The following is a 20,232-nucleotide window of genomic DNA, read 5'->3' on the forward strand; positions in this document are numbered from 1 at the left end:
GCTCACCCCCGTCCTTGCGAGGCTATCGGCTCGTACGCGAGGTAAGGGGCGAAATCACCTATCCTGGCGGGCCCGCAGCGCGCGGCGGACGTCGTCGTCGCCGTCCATCACCACGCGGCGCAGGATCGACGGGACGCCGGGCGTCGCGAGCAGGTCCGCGGCCAGCTCACGGGTGCGTGCGGCGACCATCAGCGACGGGTACGCGGAAACCGCCACCCGTTCCCCGCTCATGCCGGTGCGGCGCTCCAGCATGCCCGGGATCTCCGCGAAGTAGCGTTCGGCGTACGGGGTGAGCAGGTCGAGCTGCTCGGGCTGCCAGAAGCCCTGCGCGGTGGCGTCGAGGATGCGGTTGGACGCCCCGGGATCGTTGATGATCAGTTCCCAGGCGCGCGCCTTGGCCTCCGCGTCCGGCACCGCCGCCCGGCACCGCGCCGCCGCCTGCTCACCGAAGGCGCTGCGGTCCGCGGCGAGCTCCGCCTCGATCCGCTCCGGCCCGACGGCGCCCAGGACCACCAGGCGATACACGATCATCCAGCGCAGGTCGGCGTCGACGGCCACCCCCTCGGGGACGTCCTCGCCGTCGAGCCAGGCGTTCAGGCGTACGGTGTCGGTGGTCGTCGCGATCAGCCCGCGCACCCCCGCGAGCTGGAGCGAGCCGCCCGGCTCGGCCACCGCGACCAGCCGGCCGCAGGCCTGGGCGAGCAGTTCCAGGGCAGCGGGCCGGGCCTCCGGCGCCGGGTAGTGGTCCACCAGTGCCCGCGTCATCCCCAGCACGTCCTCGGCGACGACCACCTCGCGCTCCACCGGCAGCGCCGCCAGCACGAGCGTGACCAGCTCCGCCACCGGACGTTCGCCGTCGATGACGGCATCGAGCACGGCACCCCAGATCACGGCGCGGGTCAGCGAGTCGTCCAGCAGGGGCAGGATCTTCGGTACGGCGGCAGCGGACGCCTCGTCCAGGCGGATCTTCGCGTACGTGAGATCGCCGTCGTTCACCAGCAGCAGGTCCGCGACGGGCTCCCCGGCCAGCTCGGGCACCTCGGTGCGGGCGCCGTCCACCTCCGGGTCGACGTCCACCTCGACGAGCCGGCGGCGGGTGACCGTGCCGTCGGTGTGGTCGTAGAGGCCCAGGCACAGCTTGTGGGGACGCAGCGTCGGGTAGTCGTCCGGCGCGGTCTGCACCAGCGTCACCCGGGCGTAGCGGCCGTCGTCCGTACGCTCGACCTCCGCCCGCAGCGTGTTGGGCTGGGCCCGGCGCAGCCACACCTCGGCCCACGCGCTCAGGTCACGCCCGCTGGCCCGGGAGACCGCACCGAGCAGGTCGGCGAGCGTGGCGTTGCCGTACGCGTGGGCCGCGAAGTGCTCGTTGAGCCCCGCCAGGAACGCCTTGTCCCCCACGTACGCGACGAGCTGACGCAGCACCGCCGCGCCCTTCGCGTACGAAATGCCGTCGAAGTTGAGCAGTGCCAGCGCGGTGTCGTCGACGTCGCTCGGTGCCACGGGGTGCGTCGACGGGCGCTGGTCGGCGCGCAGCCCCCACGCCTTGCGGTGCATCGCGAACGTCGTCCAGGTCTCGGTGAAGCGGGTGGCCTCCGCGGTGATCCGGGTGCCGAGGTACTCGGCGAACGACTCGTTCAGCCACAGGTCGTCCCACCACGCCATGGTCACCAGGTCGCCGAACCACTGGTGGGCCATCTCGTGCGCGACCACCGCGGCCCGCTGCTCGCGCTGGCCGTCGGTGACCGCGGACCGGTAGATGAACTCGTCGCGGAACACGACCAGGCCCGGGTTCTCCATCGCGCCGAAGTTGAACTCGGGCACGAACGCCTGGCCGTAGTGGCCGAACGGATACCGCACGTCGAAGATCTCGTGGTAGCGGTCGAGGCACTGCCGGGTGACCGTGAACAGCTCCTCGGCCTGCTCGTCGAGGTGCTCGGCGAGCGCCTGCCGGCAGTAGAGCGCGAGCGGGATGCCGTCGTGCTCGCCGGTGCGCGCGTGGTACGGCCCCGCGATCAGCGACACGAAGTACGTCGCCAGCGGCTTCGTCGCCGCGAACCGCCACCGGCCGTCGACGACCTCGCCGTCCGGCATCCCGTTGGCCGCCACCAGCCAGCCGTCGGGCGCGGTCACGCTCAGCGTCACGGGAGCCTTGAGGTCGGGCTGGTCGAAGCAGGGGAAGATGCGGCGGGCGCCGTCGAGGAACATGTGCCCGTACAGATAGACGCGGTCGTCGGCGGGGTCGGTGAAGCGGTGCAGGCCCTCGCCGGTGTTCGAGTAACGCATCTCGCCCTCGACCACGAGCTCGTTGGCGTCGCCCAGCCCGGTCAGCGTGAGCCGCTCGTCCGCCAGGGCGGACGGGTCCAGCGGCTCCCCGTTGAGCGTCGCCGACAGCAGCGTGGCGGGCTCCAGCTCGACGAACGTCGCGCTGCCGGGCTCGGCGCCGAAGGTGAGCACCGTCCGCGAGCGGAACGTGTCACCGCCGCCGGTCAGGTCGAGGGCGATGTCGTATCCGGTGACGGTGACGGTGGCGGCCCGGGCGGTCGCTTCGGCGCGGGTGAGGCTCGGCATGCCGACCATCATGCCGATCGGCGTGCCGCGTCGCAGTCCTACCCCCGGCGGTGTCGAGAAACTCGCCCGGAGCGCCTCACCCGCCGGGCCTCCCGGCCGACAAGGAGGGGCATGCGCCGACAGAGCCGGGTGCCCGCGGACGGCGGGTTCACCATGATCGAGGTTGTCGTCGCACTCGCCCTGGTCACCGGCATGATGGCGGCGCTGGGCGCCTACTTCGTGTCATCGGTACGGGCCAGCCGCTATCAGGCGCAGATCCAGACCGCCGCCCGCCTGGCACAGAGCGGGATGGAGGCCGCGCGCGGGCTCGGCGGCCCGACGCTGCTGACCGGGCGCGCCGAGTGCGGGTCGTGCACCGACGTCGGCGGCTTCGACACCGCCGGGTACCTGTCCGGCACGGTCCGCTGGGACGCGGCGGCGGGCGGGATCGCTCCGGCCGTACCCCTGCCGGACGTGGCCGAACCGGCCATCGTGCGCGACGTGGTCTACCACCGGCACTTCCTCGTCGGGCGCTGCTGGCAGCCCGCCGGCGGCGGCGAGTGCGGCCCGTCCGCCGGCCTGCCGGTGGCCATGGTGCGGCTGGTCGTGGCCGTCGTCTGGGACTCGCCCGACTGCGGCAGCAGCCGCTGCTACCGGGCCGCCACGTCGCTGTTCAGCGCGGACAGCACCGACCCGGTGTTCGACCAGTGACCGGGCGCCACGACGACCGCGGTTCGCTGCCCATGGCGATGCTGCTCGTGATCGTCGGGCTGGGCCTGAGCGGCCTGCTCGCCGCCACCCTCGGCACGCAGGTCAGGGGCACCCGTTCGACCGTGCAGAGCACCGAGGCGCTCGACGCGGCGCAGTCGGGCCTCGAAGTGGCGCTCGGTCACCTGCGGCTCGCCGTCACCGACGGCGTGGGCGACCCCGCGAAGCTGCCCTGCGGCCCGTTCACCGGCCCGGTCAGCCGGGCCACCGGCCAGACGTACGAGGTCACCGTCTCCTACCTGACCAGCCGGCCGCCCGCGGGAGACCTGGACTGGGCCCGCGAGCACCGGATGGCGTGCACGGGCGGCCACCTGTCGAGCACCGACAAGCCGGTCTACGTACTGCTGTCGTCCACCGGGCACGCGCGGGAGAACGGTGTCCCGCGCACGGTCACCGCCACTTACACCCTGCACAGCAGGTCCCGCCGCAACGTCGCGGGCGGGCTGGTGCACGTGCTCGGCCGCAACGATCCGGACCTCTGTTTCGCGGCGCCGGCCGCCACCCCGCTCGCCGGTGACCCGCTCACCCTTCAGGTCTGCGACAGCAACGACGAACGGCAGAGATTCGCGTACGCGTCGAAGCTGACGTTGATTCTGGTCTCCTCCCAGGCGTCGGGCTCGCCGGGAATGTGCCTCGACGCCGCGCCGGACCACGGCGAGCAGGTCGTCTTCCGCCCGTGCGCCGACCCGGTGATCGAACGGCAGCAGTGGAGCCTCAACGACCGGGCCAACTTCGAGGGCACCCGCGGCGGCGCCCGGGACCAGCAGTGCTTCCACGTCGTCTCCCCCGGCGTGCCCGGCAGCACGATCGTCCTGCACGCCGCCGCCGAGGACCCGCCCGGCGTCTCCCAGTACGACAAGGCCTGCGGCGACGACTACACGATCACCCGCAGCTTCCAGCCGGACCCGGCGGTGGGGACGGGCGGGGCCGGCGCGAGCAGCAACCAGCTGGTGAACTTCGAGCAGTTCGGCCGCTGCTTCGACGTCTCCGGCGACGACGTGACCACGCCGTACATGGTCATCTGGCCGTGCAAGCAGAGCCCGGCCGGCACCGTGCAGTGGAACCAGGTGTGGCACCTGCCCGCGATCGCCGACGGCGCCACCAGTGCCACGGGCGTCATCTGGCTGCACAGCGACCGGGACAACCGCACGTACTGCCTCAGCAGCCCCGGACGGCTCAACCCGCCCGGGTACAGCCCCGCGAACGGCGTCTACCCGCGCGTGGTCACCTGCGACCCGGCCGCGGCGCCGGCTCCCGCGCTGACGTGGACGCGGCGGGGCGACACGGGGGTGTTCGCCACCGCGTACCGGATCGAGACGTCGTACGGGATCGCACCGGGCAACCCGCCCTGGTGCCTGGCGCCGACCGACACCACCGTCGACTACTGGTCCACCGGCAACAAGGACGTGAGCAAGGGCACGCTGGCGGCCTGCGACGGCTCGCGGGGACAGAAGTGGAACGCCGACCCGATGGTGCTCGGCTCCGCGGTGACCGACGTCAGCGAGAAGTGACCGCCAGCGACTTCTCGAAGCACACGCTGTACGGGTTGCCCGCGTACTCGCCGTACGCGGGAATGGGGGTGTATCCCGCGGAGCGGTAGAGGGCGATGGCCGCGGGGAGGTAGGTGCCGGTCTCCAGCCGCAGCACCGGCCGGTCCGCCGCCAGCGCCTCCTCCTCCAGCGCCACGATCAGCTGCCGGGCGATGCCGCGGCCCCGGTACGCCGGGCGCACGTACATGCGCTTCAGCTCGGCCGCCCCGGGCCCGAGGGCCTGCCACGCGCCGCACGCCACGGCCCGCCCGCCGACGATCACGACCAGGTACGCCACCCCGTCGTGCAGCGGATACACCTCGCCGTCCCGCCCACCGTCCGCGTCGGCCAGCTCGCGCTGCTGGGCGACGAGCAGGGCACCCAACTCGGGGTCGGTCGCGGGACGAGCTTCGATCAGCACGCGGTGAGCTTAGGCGCCGCCCGTTTCCGCCGGGTTGCGGGGATCTGGACGGCAGCCGATCACTGATCGTCGCCGGTGCCGTCGTCCTCGTCGGTGACCAGGACCGGCTTGGCCGCCATCGAGACGGTGGAGACCGTGCCGTCCTCGCTCATGTGCAGCAGCTCGTCGTCGGAGCGGACACGGCGGGCCTTGCGGGCGGCGAGGCGCTGGGCCGCGGTGGCCCGGTGCGCGTCCTCCTCGAGGCGGGCGTCGGTGCCGCGCGGGCCCGAGACGTACTCGCCCGTGTTGGGGTGCCAGTCGAACTCGCGGTCGGCGATGCGCACCGGGTCGCCGGGCTGCGCGCCCTTCTTCGCCAGCGCCGCCTCGACGCCGAGCCGCTCGAGCCGGTCGCCGAGGTAGCCGACCGCCTCGTCGTTGTCGAAGTTCGTCTGGCGGATCCAGCGCTCGACCTGGGTGCCGCGGACGACGTACACGCCGTCGGCGTCCTGCTCGATCGTGAAGCCCTTCTCGTCGACCGCGCGCGGGCGGACCACGGCGCGGGTCGGCTCCGCCACCGGCACCGCGAGGCGGTTCGCCGCGACGGCCTCGCCCAGCGCGTACGTGAACTCCTTGAGCCCTTCCCGGGTGACCGCGCTGACCTCGAAGACGCGGTAGCCGCGGGCCTCCAGATCGGGGCGGACCATCTCCGCGAGGTCCCGCCCGTCCGGGATGTCGATCTTGTTGAGGACGACCATCCGGGGCCGGTCCTCCAGCCCCCCGTACGCCGCCAGCTCCGCCTCGATGGCCTCCAGGTCGGCGACCGGGTCGCGTTCGATCTCCAGTGCCGCCGAGTCGAGCACGTGCACCAGCACCGAGGTGCGCTCGATGTGCCGCAGGAACTCCAGGCCCAGCCCCTTGCCGGTGGCCGCGCCCGGGATCAGCCCCGGCACGTCCGCCACCGTGAAGGTCAGGTCGCCGGCCTGGACGACGCCCAGGTTCGGCACCAGGGTGGTGAACGGGTAGTCGGCGATCTTCGGCTTGGCGGCGGAGATGACCGAGATCAGCGACGACTTGCCGGCCGACGGGAAGCCGACCAGGCCGACCTCGGCGACGCTCTTGAGCTCCAGCACCACGTCGAGGTGGTCGCCGGGCTCGCCCAGCTCGGCGAAGCCGGGAACCTTGCGCCGGGTGTTGGCCAGCGAGGCGTTGCCGCGACCGCCGCGACCGCCCCGGGCCACCTCGAAGGTGGTGCCCGCGCCGATCAGGTCGGCGATGACCTCGCCCTCGAGGGTCTGGACGACCGTGCCGTCCGGGACCTTGATCACCAGGTCGCCGCCGTTGGCGCCGTCCCGGTTGTCGCCCATCCCGCCGGTGCCGTTCTGCGCCTTGATGTGCGGGCGGAAGTGGAAGTCCAGCAGGGTGTTCTGCTGCGGGTCCACCACGAGGACGATGCCGCCGCCGTGGCCGCCGTCGCCGCCGTCGGGACCGCCCAGCGGCTTGAACTTCTCGCGGCGTACGGAGACACACCCGTGGCCACCGTCACCTGCCTGCAGGTGCAGCACGACCCGGTCGACGAACGTAGCCACTTCGGTAACTCCTACTTCACAACCCGCCGCGCGGGACTCGGTGGAACACGACAGCGGGCCGCGGACCCCGGAAGGTCCACGACCCGCTGCGACGCTTGCCGGGCCGGCCCGCGGGGTCGTCCCCCGCCGCGGCCCGCCCGCTCGGTGCGGCCGTGCTTACTCGGCCGCGACCGGCACGATGCTGATGGTCTTGCGGCCACGCTTGTGACCGAAGAGCACGTTGCCCTTGGCCAGCGCGAACAGCGTGTCGTCGCCCCCGCGGCCGACCAGGTCGCCCGGGTGGAACTTCGTGCCACGCTGGCGGACGATGATCTCGCCCGCGTTGACCAGCTGGCCGCCGAACCGCTTCACGCCGAGCCGCTGAGCGGCGGAGTCACGGCCGTTCCGCGAGCTGGAAGCACCCTTTTTGTGAGCCATGGCGGTTGGTCCCTACTTCCCGCTGGAGATGCCGGTCACCTTGACGCGGGTCAGCGGCTGGCGGTGCCCCTGGCGCTTGTGGTAGCCGGTCTTGTTCTTGAACTTGTGAATCCGGATCTTCGGACCCTTGGTGTGCTCGGCGATCTCGCCGGACACCGTCACGTTGGCAAGCTTGGCCGCATCGGTCACCAGGTTGTCACCGTCGACGAGGAGGACCGCGGCGAGCGTCAGCGAGTCGCCGGGCACACCCGCGAGCTTCTCGACCTCGATCACGTCGCCCTCGGCAACCTTGTACTGCTTGCCGCCGGTCTTGACGATCGCGTACATGGGACGCGGACTCCCTGAGACTTACGCAGCGGAACATCGCTGCTTGGCGGATGTAACTCGGCCCCGGCGCGGCAGATCACTGCCTCGCGCACAGGGACATGGCGCCTGCGAAAAAGCGCCGACGGATAGCGTACTTCATCGTGGGCGCGCTACCCAAACCGGGGAGACGCTCAGGCGGTGCCGCAGGCCTTGGCGAGGGTCTCCTGGAGACCCTCCAGCTTCTCGGCGTCGAGTTTACGCACGTCGCCCTTGAGCGCGGCGACCTTCTTGCCCATGGCGGCCAGCGCCGCCTTGAGCTCCGGGTCCGAGGCCAGCTTCGACATGTCGGTGAGCGCGAAGGAGTAGTTCTCCACGTCCCGGTCGGTCTTGGCCTTGGCCTTGGCCACCGCGTCCTTGTCCTGCGCGGACTCGGCGTCGATCAGCAACTTCAGGTCCTGGGCGAAGTTCTTGCCGGCGTCGCCGCCGGTCTTGGCGGCCTGCGCGCAGATCGCCGCGGTGTTGCCCTTGAGCGCCGCGTCGCCGCCCTTGGCCCCGGAGGCGCCGGAGGATCCGGAACCGGTGGCCCCCGCGCTGGCTCCCGGCGCGGGGATCGCCGGGAGCGACCTGCCGGCGTCCGGGGCGGCGGTCGCACCGGGGCCGGCGGGTTCGTCGGACGAGCAGGCGCCGAGCAGGACAAGGGCGCCGCTCAGGGCGGTCGCGCACAGCAGGCGTCGCATGGGGAATGGGTACTCCTCGTGGGGATCGTGCGGGGGGATGACGAGGGTAGCCGACATCGATCACCGGACATGGAGCGGGCGGCCCCAGCAGGAAAAACCCGCCGGGACCGCCCGAAAAGCGGAGTTCTACGGCCGGGTGCGCCGCCGGGAACCGCCGCGGCGGGAGCGCCGCCTCGGGCCCGTGCCGGCACCGACCGGCTCGTCGTCCTCGTCCTCGTCGTCGTCGGCCGCGTCCGGGTCGTCCGCCCCGGTCAGCCGCAGCGGTTCCGCCGGGTACGCGGCGGAGTCCGCCTCGTACCGGGAGAGGTCGTAGCCGCTGATGTCGTAGTCGTCCTCGTCGTCGTTCGTGGCGGGCTGGGCCGCCGGCACGATGACGCCCGAGCCGGCCGCCGCGACGATCCCCGAGCCGGCCACGGGCAGCCCCGCCGTCTCGGCCACCGGATCCTCCACCACCGGCTCCGGTGCGAGCTGCGGCACCTCCGCCACCGGCTCCGGCTCGGCCGGGGCCTGCTCGCCGGCGCCACCGCGGCGGCGGCGACCCCGGGCGGGCTGCGCCGGTGCTTCCGTACGCGCGGCGGCCGCGACGGCCTTGACCTGGTTGGCGGCACCCGACGTGCGCTTCTCCGGCACCGGCTCGGTGTGGATGACCAGGCCGCGGCCCTTGCAGTGGTCGCAGGTCTCGCTGAACGCCTCGAGCAGCCCGGCGCCGATCCGCTTGCGGGTCATCTGCACCAGGCCGAGCGAGGTGATCTCGGTGACCTGGTGCTTGGTCCGGTCCCGGCCCAGGCACTCGGTGAGCCGCCGCAGCACCAGCTCGCGGTTGCTCTCCAGCACCATGTCGATGAAGTCGATCACCACGATGCCGCCGAGGTCGCGCAGCCGCAGCTGGCGCACGATCTCCTCGGCCGCCTCGAGGTTGTTGCGGGTGACCGTCTCCTCGAGGTTGCCGCCCGCGCCGGTGTACTTACCGGTGTTGACGTCGACGACGGTCATCGCCTCGGTGCGGTCGATCACCAGGTGACCGCCGGAGGGCAGGAAGACCTTGCGGTCGAGGCCCTTGAGGATCTGCTCGTCGATCCGCTTGTCGGCGAAGACGTCGTTGCTGCCGGTGTGCCGGTGCAGGCGCTCGACCAGGTCGGGCGAGACGGACTCGAGGTAGCTCTCGATCTCGCCGTACGCCTGGTCACCCTGCACGATCAGCTCGCTGAAGTCCTCGTTGAAGAGGTCGCGGACCACGCGGATGATCAGGTCGGGCTCCTCCGAGAGCGCGCGCGGGGCGTTGCCCTCGGCCGCCTTGGCCTGGATGTCCTCCCACTGCGCCTGCAGCCGCTTGACGTCGCGGGCCAGCTCGTCCTCGCTGGCACCCTCGGCGGCGGTCCGCACGATGACGCCGGCGCCGTCCGGCACCATCTTCTTCAGCACGTCGCGCAGCCGCTTGCGCTCGTTGTCGGGCAGCTTGCGGCTGATCCCGGACGCGTTGCCGTTCGGCACGTAGACCAGGTGCCGGCCGGAGAGCGCGATGTGGCTGCTGAGCCGGGCGCCCTTGTGCCCGATCGGGTCCTTGGTGACCTGCACCAGCACCGAGTCGCCGGAGCGCAGCGCCTGCTCGATCGAGCGGGCGCGGCCCTCCAGCCCGGTGGCGTCCCAGTTGACCTCGCCGGCGTAGAGCACCGCGTTGCGGCCCCGGCCGACGTCGACGAACGCCGCCTCCATGCTCGGCAGCACGTTCTGCACCTTGCCGAGGTACACGTTGCCGACCATGGTCCCGGACGTGGTACGCGACACGTAGTGCTCGACCAGGATGCCGTCCTCGAGCACGGCGATCTGGATGCGGTCGGGCTTCTGGCGCACCACCATGACGCGGTCGACGGCCTCGCGGCGGGCCAGGAACTCCGACTCGCTCAGGATCGGCGGCCGGGTACGCCGCTGTTCCCGGCCGTCACGCCGGCGCTGCCGCTTGGCCTCCAGGCGGGTGGAGCCGGAGACGCCCTGGACCTCGTCGCTGCGGCGCGGCTCGCGCACCCGCACGACGGTGTGCACGCCGTCCTCGACGCCGCCGGACTCGGAGTCGCCCGAGCCCTTGCGGCGCCGCCGGCGCCGGCGGCGGGTGACCCCGTCGCCGTCCTCGGCGTCCTCGTCGTCACCCTCGGCGTCGGCTGCGGCCTCGGGCTCGTCGGCGCCGCCCTCGGCGGACTCGTCACCCTCGTCGGACGGGCCCTTGCCGCGGCCCCGGCCGCGGCGTCCCCGCCGGCGCCGGCGACGGCCGGCCTCGTCGTCCTCGTCGTCCTCGGCGGAGTCCTCGACGTCGTCCGCGCTCTCGTCGGGCTCCTCGAGCACCGGCGGTTCGGCGATCTCGGCGGCGGCGACCTCGTCGGCCTCGGCGGCGCCCCGGCGACGACGGCGGCTCCTGCGCGCGCCCTCGGCGGGCTCGTCCGCGGCGGCGACCTCCGGCTCGGCCGGCGTCTCGGCGAGTTCGGCGACCGGCTCGACGGTGACAGGCGCGGCAGCGCCGCGCCGGGTGCGCCGCGCGGGGGGCGCGGGCTCGACGGCGTCGGGCTCCGGCGGCATGAACAGTACGGCGGGAGGCAGCGCGGCCTTGCGCGCCCGGCGCCGGGTGGTGGGCGCCTCCTCCACGAAGTCGTCGTCGAGCGGGAGGACGCCGACCACGGGCACCGCGGTGGCGGCCTCCTCGTCGTCCTCCTCCGCGGGCGCCTCGACGGCCGGCGTCTCCGCGACCACGGGAGCCTCGACGGCCGGCGGCTCGGCGGCGGGCGGGGCGGCCTTCTTCCGCGCCCGGCTCCGGGTCGCCTTCACCGGCGCGACCGGCTCGGTCACCGCGGAGTCGGCCGGCGCAGCCGCGGCGGGCTCGGTGACGGCGGGCCCGGCGGCGGCCGGTTCAGCGGCGGTGGGCCCGGCGGCCGGGGTGGCCTCGGGCTCCGCGGCGGCGGCCGGCACGGCCTTCTTCCGCGCCCGGCTCCGGGTCGCCTTCACCGGCGCGACGGGCTCGGCGGCAACCGCCGCGTCGACCGCGCTCGCCGCCTCGTCGGCGGCACCGGGCTCGGCGCCCGGCGCGTCCACCGGCACGGCGGCCGGTGCGGCAGCCTTCCGGCGGGGGGCACGCGTGCGGCGCGCGGGTGTGGTGGTCTCGGCGGCATCTGCGGTCGAAGGCGTGGAGGCCTCGTCCCGTTCACCACCCTGGGGCTCGTTATCGAGCATCGGGCGCTCTCCAGTTCTGGCGGCCCCGGGCGCGGGTGAGCGCTGCCACGCAGGGTCGCCGCAAGTTTTTCGGTTCCCGTCCGTCGTCGGGCGGGCTTCCGAAGTCTGCCAACGCGGGCGCCGGCCGAACCGGCTAGCGCCCTCCGATGGGTGCGTCCTCGCGATCCGCGTTCAACGGATCGACGATCTCTCCCTGCGAGGTGAGCGAGCCCTGGGCCAGCCGGGTCACCCGAGGGGGCACCGGCGGCTCCAGGCCGGCCACCACGCGCAGGCCGGACATGACGTCATCGGGCCGCACGGCGGGAGTGACCTGCCGCACGACAAGGTCGATTATCGCACACCGTGCCGCCGCGGTCCCGGAAGGTGCGCCGGACTCCTCCGTCACAGCGATGAACGCAACTGCTTTTCTCGCGTCGAACGATCGCCGTCCCTGCTTCGTCATGCGCTCGACCAGCACCTCGTCGGCCGCGACGAAGGATGCGACGGCTTGTTCCGCAACCTCGGTATCGATCTCCGGCAGTTCGATGCGCCACAGCGACGCGTCGATCCGGTCGGCGAGACTCCCCTCGCCGGCCACCACCGCGTCGAGCACGTCCAGGCCCGGCGACAGCGCCGCGTCGAGCGCCGCGCGCAGGGCCGCCGGGTCGACCTCCGCCTGTAGGCCGATCTCCAGGTACTCCGCCTCGCTGCCGACGCCGGTCGGCGCGGCGCTCGCGTACGAGATCTTGGGGTGCGGGGTGAAACCCTGGGAGAACGCGATGGGTACGCCCGCCCGCCGCAGCGCCCGCTCGAACGCCCGGGCGAAGTCCCGGTGCGAGGTGAAGCGCAGCGGCCCCCGCTTCGCGTAGCGGAGGCGGATGCGCTGGACGACCGGGGCCTGACCGCCGACCGGCTGGTTCTTGGGAATGACGAGCTCCTGGTCAGTGGGTGTGCGCGGGGGTACGCAGGCCGCCCACGGGGGTCAGCGGCAGCAGCTTCTTGCCGGTGGGGCCGATCTGGATCTCGGTGTCCATCGACGGGCAGACGCCGCAGTCGAAGCACGGGGTCCAGCGGCAGTCGTCCTGCTCGTAGCCGCTCGTGGCGTCCTGCCAGTCCTGCCAGAGCCAGTCCTTGTCCAGGCCCGAGTCGAGGTGGTCCCAGGGCAGCACCTCGAGCTGGTCGCGCTCGCGGGTGGTGTACCAGTCCAGGTCGACGCCGAACTCCGGGAGGACCTCGGCGCAGGCCTCGACCCAGCGGGCGTACGAGAAGTGCTCCGACCAGCCGTCGAAACGCCCGCCCTTGTCCCAGACACGCCGGATGACCTTGCCGACCCGGCGGTCGCCGCGCGAGAGCAGGCCCTCGATCAGCGACGGCTCGCCGTCGTGGTAGCGGTAGCCGATCGCGCGGCCCAGCGAGCGGTCGCTGTTGATCTCCTGCTTGAGCAGCCGCAGCCGGTGGTCGATGACCTCCGGGCGCTCCATCGCCGCCCACTGGAACGGGGTGTGCGGCTTGGGCACGAACCCGCCGATCGACACCGTGCAGCGGATGTCCTTGGTGCCCGCGGCGGCCCGGCCGGCCCGGATCACCTCGTGCGCCATCTGCGCGATCTCGAGCACGTCGTCGTCGGTCTCGGTGGGCAGGCCGCACATGAAGTACAGCTTCACCTGCCGCCAGCCGTTGCTGTACGCCGTGACGACCGTCCGGATCAGGTCCTCCTTGGTCACCATCTTGTTGATGACCTTGCGGATCCGCTCGGAGCCGCCCTCGGGCGCGAACGTCAGGCCGGTACGCCGCCCGTTGCGGGACAGCTCCTGGGCCAGGTCGATGTTGAACGCGTCCACCCGGGTCGACGGCAGCGACAGCGACACGTTGGTGTCGGCGTACTGCTGGGCGAGGCCGGAGCACATGTCGCCGATCTCGGAATGGTCCGCGCTGGACAGCGACAGCAGGCCGACCTCGGAGAACCCGGAGAACTCCAGGCCCTCCTTGACCATCTGGCCGACCGTGGTGATCGAACGCTCCCGCACCGGGCGGGTGATCATGCCGGCCTGGCAGAACCGGCAGCCCCGGGTGCAGCCGCGGAAGATCTCGACGGCGTACCGCTCGTGGACCGTCTCGGCGAGCGGCACCAGCGGCTTCTTCGGGTACGGCCAGGCGTCGAGGTCCATGGTCGTGCGCTTGGCCACCCGGAACGGCACGTCCGGACGGTTGGGCACGACCCGCTGGATCCGCCCGTCGGGCAGGTAGTCGACGTCGTAGAAGCGAGGGACATAGATGCTTTCCGTACGCGCGAGGCGCAGCAGCAGCTCGTCCCGCCCGCCCGGGCACCCCTCGGCCTTCCACTCCCGGATGATGCCGGTGATCTCGAGGACGGCCTCCTCGCCGTCGCCCAGCACCGCGGCGTCGATGAAGTCGGCGATCGGCTCGGGGTTGAACGAGGCGTGGCCGCCGGCCAGCACGATCGGGTCCTCGTCGCCACGGTCGGCGCTGTCCAGCGGGATGCCGGCCAGGTCGAGGGCGGAGAGCATGTTGGTGTAGCCGAGCTCGGTGGCGAAGGACAGCCCGAGCACGTCGAAGGCGCGGACCGGGCGGTGCGCGTCGACCGTGAACTGCGGGACGCCCTGCTCCTTCATCAGCGCCTCGAGGTCGGGCCAGACCGCGTACGTCCGCTCGGCCAGCACGTCGGGCTGCTCGTTGAGCACCTCGTACAGGATCTGGACGCCCTGGTTGGGCAGGCCGACCTCGTAGGCGTCCGGATACATCAGCGCCCAGCGGACCGTGGTGGCGTCCCAGTCCTTGACGACGGCGCCGAGCTCGCCGCCCACGTACTGGATCGGCTTGCTGACCCGGGGCAGCAGCTGCTCGAGCTGCGGGAAGACTGAAGACACGCTCATGGGTCTCCAGGGTACGCGGGCTAGATGCGCAATTCTTTGGCGGCCCGGTCCAGATCGGTGCTCAGCAGATCCTCCCGGAAGGCGCACAGCTGGAGGGTCATCCGGGCCGCGCCGGTCTCCCCCACCACGAGCTTGATCGGCACCCCGGCCCGGTCGAGATCACCCACGAGGCCGTCCAGCAGGCGCACCCCGGCGCTGTCCAGGAACGAGACCGCGGTCAGGTCGATCAGCACGGCCTCCGCACCGCCGGCGTGCCGGACGATCTCGCGTCCGATCTCCGGCGCGTTCGACAGGTCGATCTCACCCGCCAGCCGGACCAGCTCGGCGTCGCCGAGGCTGGCGAAGGTCACCCATCGGTCGGTCATCGCTGCCCCCGGGCCCGTCGCATCGTCACCGTGGTCCCGTCCGTACGGTCGAACGTCACCTCGTCCATCGCCTGCTCCATCAGCCGCAGGCCGCGGCCGCGGGCCAGGTCGCCGTGCGGGTTCTGCCAGTCGCCGCGGTCGGTGATCCGCACCTCGACCGCCTCGGCGGAGACCACCGTGGTGATGTCGACGATGCCGAAGGGGTCGTTGCGGTAGCCGTGCTCGATGGCGTTGGCGACCGCCTCCGAGCTCGCCAGCAGCACCGCCTGGGCGGTCTGCTCGTCGACGCCGTGCGAGGCCAGCCAGCCCCGCAGATCGGCGCGCAGGGACGCGATCAGCTGCGGGTCGGCGCCGATCGAGCGTTCCAGCCGGTCCTCGGTGCCGAGCGCGAGGCAGAGCAGGCAGACGTCGTCGGCGTGCTCCGGCCCGACCAGGTTCGCCGCGAGCCCGGCGGTCAGGCCCGGCAGCGGTGAGGCGCGGCGGCCCGCGTACGCCCGCGCCAGCATCGCGAACCCGGCGTCGATGCCCCTGGTGCGCCGCTCGATCAGCCCGTCGGTGTAGAGCAGCAGCCGGCTCCCGGCCGCCAGCGGCACGCGGTGCTCGATGCGGGCCCGCCGACCCGCCAGCGTCCCCAGCGCGCCCGACCGGCCCTCGAGCAGATAGGCCGGGGCACTGCCCGGCTCGGCGAGCAGCGGCGGCAGGTGCCCGGCGCAGGCGTACGTCAGCTCGTTGCTGGACAGGTCGACCTCGGCGTACGCGACCGTCGCCATCCGCGCCGACTCCACCCGGTCGACGAAGCGGTCCAGCCGTTCCAGCAGCCGGGCCGGCCCCGCCTCGGCCGAGGCCAGCGCCCGGATCGCGCTGCGCAGCTGGCCCATCGTGGTCGCCGCGTCGATGCCCCGGCCGACCACGTCGCCGACGACCACCGCGAGCTTGTCCGGCGTGATCAGGAACGCGTCGAACCAGTCGCCGCCGACCTCCAGGTCCTGCGCCGCGGCCTGGTAGTGCGTCTCCACCGCGAAGCGCGGGTCGCCCGGCAGATCGCTGGCCAGCAGGCTGCGTTGCAGGGTCCGGGCCACCGCCCGCTCCTGCTCGTAGAGGCGCGCGTTCTCGAGCGCCAGCGCGACCCGGTCGGCCAGGTCGCCGAGGAACGACGCCTCGGCGGAGGCCGGCGGTCGTCCGGGCGCCATCCGCAGCGCCAGCGTGCCGAGGACCCGGCCGCCGACCGCGAGCGGAAGCACGGCGAGGTCCCGGTCCGGCCCGTCGTCGGTCAGCTCCGCCTTGTTGTTGGCGGTGACCAGGGCCACCCGCTGGGCGAGCCGCTCCGGATCGGGGACCGGGCCGCCCTCGCCGGCGAGCAGCGGGGCCGGTCCGACCTGCAGGCGTACGGCGGCCCACTCGGCCATCCGGGGCACGAGCCGATCGATCAGTCGGCGGGCGCGCGGCAGGAGCCGGGGCACCTCGTCGAGCGCCCGGGTGGTCTCCGCCAGGAACGTGGCGCGCTCCTCGCGGCGGCGGGCGTCGTCGTACAGCCGGGCCCGGTCCAGGGCCTGACCGGCCTGGTGCCCGAGCAGCCGCACCACGCGCAGCTCGCTGTCGCTGAGCTCGCGTTCCTCGCCGAAGCCGAAGCTCAGCACGCCCAGCACCTCGGCGCCGACCGACTCACCGGCGAACCCGGCCGTCAGCGGGAGCAGCACCATCGTGCGGTGGCCGGTGCGGCGCATCGTCTCGGCCAGCTCCGGGAAATGCTTCTCCGCCTCCGCGACCGAGCCGATCACGTGCAGGTCGCCGCGGCGCGCGACCCGGGCGACGGGCCGCGAGGACGCCAGCGGGATGTCGTCGCCGGCCGGCGCACCGCCGTCCGCGCCGGCCAGCAGGGTGAGCTGCGCGCGGTCCGCGTCGAGAAGCCACACCTGGGCGCCCTCGGCGCCGAAGGCCGCGCCGGGCGCCCGGACCACCGCGTCACCGACCTCGGCCGCGGTGGGTGCCGCGGCCAGGTCCGCGACGACCTGTTGCAGGGCGCCGACCCGCTGCTCGGAGGCCTCGGCGGCGCGGCGGGCGGCCAGCAGCTCCTTCTCGTAGCTGCGGCGCTCGGTGGCGTTGAAGACGGTCGTGCGCACCGCCCGCGGCAGGCCCGACGAGTCGCGGCCCAGCACGGAGTTGACCAGGATCGGCAGGCGCCGGCCGTCCTTGCGGATCAGGTCGAAGGCCACCTCGCTGACGCTGCCGCGCATGTTCAGCAGCGGCGCGTAGTGCGTCTCGTGGTAGATCCGGTCGCCGGCGCCGAGCAGGTCCCGGAACCGGCGACGGCCGACGAGGTCGGTGCGCTCGTACCCGCTCCAGGCCAGGAAGGTCTCGTTGACCTTGACGATCGTGCCGTCCGGCAGGGTGGTGAGATAGCCGCACGGCGCATGCTCGTACAGGTCCCCGGGGTCCTCCTCCCAGGGCACACGCAGGTCCTGCGTCACGTCGGGGCCGCCCTCGCCGCTCTCCGTCATCGTGGTCAGAGGTACGCCTTGATGGCCGCAACGGTCTCGGCGGGTGCGCTCAGGTTCGGGCAGTGGCCGGTCGCGTTCATGGCCACCAGTGTGCTCCCGGCGAGGTGCTCGTGCACGTACGCGCCGACCGCCGAGGGCGCGATCACATCGTCGGTGCACTGCAGGATCAGCGCGGGGGTACGCAGTTTCGCCAGGTCGGCCCGGTTGTCGGAGAGGAAGGTGACGCGCGCGAATTTCCGGGCGATGTCCGGGTCGGTGGCACAGAAGCTGTCGGTCAGCTCCTGCCCCAGCTCGGGCCGCTCCGCGTTGCCGGCGATGACCGGGGCCATGGCCCGCGACCAGCCCAGATAGTTGCTGTCCAGGGACTCCAGCATGGCCTCGATGTCGGCCCGGCCGAACCCGCCCACGTAGTCTCCGTCGTCGATGTAGCACGGCGACGGCCCGACGAGCACGAGCTTCGAGAAACGATCGGGTTCCCGTACGGCCGCGAGCACGCCGATCATCGCGCTGACCGAGTGGCCCACGAAGATCACGTCGTGCAGGTCCAGGCCGTGCACGATCTCGAGGACGTCGGACGCGTACCCGTCGAGGCTGGCGTAGCGCCGGTCGTCGTACGCCCGCAGATCCGACCGCCCGGCCCCGACATGATCGAAGAGCACGAGCCGGTGACTGCCGGCGAACTCGGGCGCGACGAACCGCCACATGTTCTGATCACAGCCGAACCCGTGCGCGAACAGCATCGGCTGCCCGTCGGGACGGCCGGCCTCGTTGATCGCGAACTTCTGAATCAAGCTCATCTCCGGTTCACCACCGGGTCACCATACGACTCCGTACCGTCCCGCACATCGCCCCCTCTGTCCGTCTTCCTCCCCCGGCCCGCCCGCCATCCCCTTCGTCCGACCAGCGAGCCGGGTCGATCGCCCGGCGCCACCCGCATGGCGGCGGCGACCACCGGCAGTGGCGGGCCGCCTCTAACCTGATCTGGAGGCAAGGCCACGCGGGAGGAGACCGACGGATGACCGACCAGCAGCCGGGCACCCCGGCCGCGGACGGATCCGCCGACCGCCCGGACCCGACCCGGGTGGACGCCGGACCCACCCGGCCCGAGGCCCCGACCACCCCGGACCTCACCGCACCAGCCACCCCCGAACCCACGGATCCCGCCCCGCCGGACACCGCCGCCCCCACCGCCCGAGTCACCCGCGAGCCCACGACTCCCACCCCGCCGGACAGCGCTGCCCCCACCGCGCGGGTCACCCGCGAGCCCGCCGACCTCGCCGCCCCGGCGGCACCGGTCACCGCGGGCCCCGCCCCGGGCACCGCCGGTCCCGGCGGGCCGGCCGAGGGGAACGCGCCGATCACCGAGGACGTGCCGGAACGCTGGAGCGGCTCCGCGGCCGTACCGCCGCCGTCACCGAAGAAGTCCTGGTGGGACAGGCGCCGCCCACCCGCCGAGCCCGCCCCCGCGGTGGACCCCTGGGCGGAGGCCGAGGACTGGTCGACGACCCCGCCGGTCGACCCCTGGGCCGACCAGGACACCCCCCTCGACATCATGGAGCCGTTCCCGGAGGCGATGCCGCCGACCCGCATCGACGCCCCGGCCCACTTCGACCAGCCCCTGCCGCCCACCCGCATCGAGGGCGCCCTGCCACCCACCCGGGCCGAATCACCGCCACCATCGGCACCCACGCCGCCCGCGGCGTCCTCACCGCCGCCACCGACGCCCGCGGCACGGACCTCAGCCGCCGTGCCGCCTCTCGCCGCCCCGCCACCCACCGCCCCGCCACCCGCTGCTCCGACGTCCGCCACCCCGGCGTCCGCCGAGCCGCGTCGCCGGGGTTGGGGTCGCAAGCGCCGCGACAAGACTCCGCCGCCGCCCGCCGTCAACCGGCTGCCGATCCAGCCCCGCCCGGCACCCCCGTCAAGCGCGGCCCCACAACCGCCAGGCGCGGCCCCACAGCCGCCAGGCGCGGCCCCACAGCCGCCAAGCTCAGCCCCGCAGCCGCCAAGCGCGGCCCCGCCACCGCGCCGCCTCCCCGCCGGTGGGTCGCCGGCCACGCCGAGCGCGGTCCCGCAGGCCTACCTCGACCGGGCGGCCCGCCCGCTTCCGCCCCCGCCGCCCGGCAAGGCCGCGAAAAAGCTCGCCAAGGAAGCGAAGAAACGACGAAACGGACCGCCGCCGCCGGCCGGGCCGCAGACCGGCCCACCGCACCGAGGCCCGTCCCACCCCGGCCCGCCACCGGCCGGACGGTCGCACGGCGGACCGTCGCACGGCGGACCGTCGCACGGCGGACCGTCGCAGGGCAGACCGTCGCAGGGCGGACCGTCGCAGGGCGGACCGCGCCGGCCCTCCGGACCACCGCCGGCACCGAAGCGGCGCAAGCGTCGCTGGGGACGGCGGCTGTTCCTGTTCACGCTGCTCAGTGCGCTGTGCTGCTGCGGCGTACCCGGGTATTTCCTCTGGCCCGCCGCCCAGCAGTATCCGGTCAGCGCGGCCCTGCCCTCCACCGTCGCCGACCTGGACCTGCGTGACGACGCCGCGGGCCGGCGGGCCGTGGAGCGGCTCGCCGATCAGGTGCGCGGCACCAGCCTGATCTCGTCCGGCGAGGTGTTCGCCGGCATGTACGCCGACGGCAACGGCAAGCGGGTCACCATCTTCGGCACGACCGGCTTCCGCTTCTCGCCGGAGAGCGACGTCGAGGCCGAACTGGCGCACCTCAGCGACACGTACTCGATCAAGAACGTCGAATCCTTCGACCTCGGCGTGACCGGCGTCCACGAACGCTGCGGCGTCGGCCGCGCGAACGGCAACGCGGTGGTCGTCTGTGCCTGGGCGGACCACGGCAGCCTGGCCACCGTCCTGCTGACCCGCCGGTCGATGGCCGAGAGCGCGGACCTCACCGGCACCCTGCGCGAAGCCGTACTCCAGCCACGATTCGGCAGGTACACCCCACCCGGCCTCGGCTGACGATCCCCAGCGCGCCGCGACA

The 20,232-nt window shown here is 73.3% G+C and carries 15 protein-coding genes; 3 read left to right on the forward strand and 12 right to left on the reverse strand.

The window, feature by feature from the left end; genetic code table 11:
• Window positions 1-54: 54 nt before the first annotated feature.
• Window positions 55-2,568 carry an aminopeptidase N gene (pepN, locus tag CLV70_RS27345; RefSeq protein ID WP_106129509.1) on the reverse strand — a complete coding sequence of 838 codons (2,514 nt, stop codon included), beginning with the start codon at window positions 2,566-2,568 and terminating at the stop codon, window positions 55-57.
• Between the two features lie 111 nt (window positions 2,569-2,679).
• Here pepN and CLV70_RS27350 point away from each other — a divergent pair, with 111 nt between their 5' ends.
• Window positions 2,680-3,258, forward strand: coding sequence for a type IV pilus modification PilV family protein (locus tag CLV70_RS27350; protein WP_146164179.1), 579 nt, complete (start codon window positions 2,680-2,682; stop codon window positions 3,256-3,258).
• Window positions 3,255-4,826 (forward strand): ricin-type beta-trefoil lectin domain protein, encoded by a 1,572-nt coding sequence (locus CLV70_RS27355; RefSeq protein WP_106129465.1) that lies wholly within the window; start codon window positions 3,255-3,257, stop codon window positions 4,824-4,826. The genes CLV70_RS27350 and CLV70_RS27355 overlap by 4 nt, the downstream gene beginning before the upstream one ends.
• On the opposite strand, the gene CLV70_RS27360 is transcribed toward CLV70_RS27355, so the two are convergent.
• The 11 genes from CLV70_RS27360 to CLV70_RS27410 form a co-directional block, all read right to left on the reverse strand.
• Window positions 4,813-5,265, reverse strand: coding sequence for a GNAT family N-acetyltransferase (locus CLV70_RS27360; RefSeq protein WP_106129466.1), 453 nt, complete (start codon window positions 5,263-5,265; stop codon window positions 4,813-4,815). The two genes, CLV70_RS27355 and CLV70_RS27360, sit on opposite strands and share 14 nt — an antisense overlap.
• 59 nt (window positions 5,266-5,324) lie before the next feature.
• Window positions 5,325-6,830 (reverse strand): GTPase ObgE, encoded by a 1,506-nt coding sequence (gene obgE / locus CLV70_RS27365; protein WP_106129467.1) that lies wholly within the window; start codon window positions 6,828-6,830, stop codon window positions 5,325-5,327.
• Between the two features lie 156 nt (window positions 6,831-6,986).
• A complete protein-coding gene (gene rpmA / locus CLV70_RS27370) occupies window positions 6,987-7,247 on the reverse strand; it encodes a 50S ribosomal protein L27 (RefSeq protein WP_106129468.1) in 261 nt (86 codons plus the stop codon).
• Window positions 7,248-7,259: 12 nt separating this feature from the next.
• Window positions 7,260-7,574, reverse strand: a complete 315-nt coding sequence (gene rplU / locus CLV70_RS27375) for a 50S ribosomal protein L21 (RefSeq protein ID WP_015619590.1) — start codon at window positions 7,572-7,574, stop codon at window positions 7,260-7,262.
• Between the two features lie 170 nt (window positions 7,575-7,744).
• The gene (locus CLV70_RS27380; RefSeq protein WP_106129469.1) at window positions 7,745-8,290 is read right to left on the reverse strand and encodes a hypothetical protein; all 546 of its coding nucleotides are present in this window, start codon (window positions 8,288-8,290) and stop codon (window positions 7,745-7,747) included.
• A 126-nt stretch (window positions 8,291-8,416) separates the two neighbouring features.
• On the reverse strand, window positions 8,417-11,506 hold the full coding sequence (locus CLV70_RS27385) for an Rne/Rng family ribonuclease (protein WP_106129470.1): 3,090 nt from the start codon (window positions 11,504-11,506) through the stop codon (window positions 8,417-8,419).
• A gap of 133 nt (window positions 11,507-11,639) precedes the next feature.
• Window positions 11,640-12,335 carry a TIGR03936 family radical SAM-associated protein gene (locus CLV70_RS27390; RefSeq protein ID WP_245908491.1) on the reverse strand — a complete coding sequence of 232 codons (696 nt, stop codon included), beginning with the start codon at window positions 12,333-12,335 and terminating at the stop codon, window positions 11,640-11,642.
• A 91-nt stretch (window positions 12,336-12,426) separates the two neighbouring features.
• Entirely contained in the window at window positions 12,427-14,379 is a 1,953-nt protein-coding gene (locus tag CLV70_RS27395) for a TIGR03960 family B12-binding radical SAM protein (protein WP_106129472.1), read from the reverse strand.
• Between the two features lie 20 nt (window positions 14,380-14,399).
• Window positions 14,400-14,744, reverse strand: a complete 345-nt coding sequence (locus CLV70_RS27400) for an STAS domain-containing protein (RefSeq protein ID WP_106129473.1) — start codon at window positions 14,742-14,744, stop codon at window positions 14,400-14,402.
• Window positions 14,741-17,242 (reverse strand): SpoIIE family protein phosphatase, encoded by a 2,502-nt coding sequence (locus CLV70_RS27405; RefSeq protein WP_106129474.1) that lies wholly within the window; start codon window positions 17,240-17,242, stop codon window positions 14,741-14,743. The genes CLV70_RS27400 and CLV70_RS27405 overlap by 4 nt, the downstream gene beginning before the upstream one ends.
• Window positions 17,243-17,247: 5 nt before the next feature.
• A complete protein-coding gene (locus tag CLV70_RS27410) occupies window positions 17,248-18,039 on the reverse strand; it encodes an alpha/beta fold hydrolase (RefSeq protein ID WP_106129475.1) in 792 nt (263 codons plus the stop codon).
• Between the two features lie 218 nt (window positions 18,040-18,257).
• Between CLV70_RS27410 and CLV70_RS27415 the strand changes: the two genes are divergently transcribed.
• A complete protein-coding gene (locus CLV70_RS27415) occupies window positions 18,258-20,210 on the forward strand; it encodes a hypothetical protein (protein ID WP_106129476.1) in 1,953 nt (650 codons plus the stop codon).
• The last annotated feature ends 22 nt before the right edge of the window (window positions 20,211-20,232 follow it).

The organism is Pseudosporangium ferrugineum (genome assembly GCF_003002065.1).
In the GTDB taxonomy this organism is placed as follows: Bacteria; Actinomycetota; Actinomycetes; order Mycobacteriales; family Micromonosporaceae; genus Actinoplanes; species Actinoplanes ferrugineus_A.

What these genes read in the sequence shown, in the direction of transcription:
- CLV70_RS27405 (WP_106129474.1), bottom strand. Translation starts at nt 17,242, where the DNA reads ATGACGGAGAGCGGCGAGGGCGGCCCCGACGTGACGCAGGACCTGCGT.
- CLV70_RS27380 (WP_106129469.1), bottom strand. Translation starts at nt 8,290, where the DNA reads ATGCGACGCCTGCTGTGCGCGACCGCCCTGAGCGGCGCCCTTGTCCTG.
- rplU (WP_015619590.1), bottom strand. Translation starts at nt 7,574, where the DNA reads ATGTACGCGATCGTCAAGACCGGCGGCAAGCAGTACAAGGTTGCCGAG.
- CLV70_RS27400 (WP_106129473.1), bottom strand. Translation starts at nt 14,744, where the DNA reads ATGACCGACCGATGGGTGACCTTCGCCAGCCTCGGCGACGCCGAGCTG.
- pepN (WP_106129509.1), bottom strand. Translation starts at nt 2,568, where the DNA reads ATGCCGAGCCTCACCCGCGCCGAAGCGACCGCCCGGGCCGCCACCGTC.
- rpmA (WP_106129468.1), bottom strand. Translation starts at nt 7,247, where the DNA reads ATGGCTCACAAAAAGGGTGCTTCCAGCTCGCGGAACGGCCGTGACTCC.
- CLV70_RS27385 (WP_106129470.1), bottom strand. Translation starts at nt 11,506, where the DNA reads ATGCTCGATAACGAGCCCCAGGGTGGTGAACGGGACGAGGCCTCCACG.
- CLV70_RS27395 (WP_106129472.1), bottom strand. Translation starts at nt 14,379, where the DNA reads ATGAGCGTGTCTTCAGTCTTCCCGCAGCTCGAGCAGCTGCTGCCCCGG.
- CLV70_RS27410 (WP_106129475.1), bottom strand. Translation starts at nt 18,039, where the DNA reads ATGAGCTTGATTCAGAAGTTCGCGATCAACGAGGCCGGCCGTCCCGAC.
- CLV70_RS27350 (WP_146164179.1), top strand. Translation starts at nt 2,680, where the DNA reads ATGCGCCGACAGAGCCGGGTGCCCGCGGACGGCGGGTTCACCATGATC.
- CLV70_RS27415 (WP_106129476.1), top strand. Translation starts at nt 18,258, where the DNA reads ATGACCGACCAGCAGCCGGGCACCCCGGCCGCGGACGGATCCGCCGAC.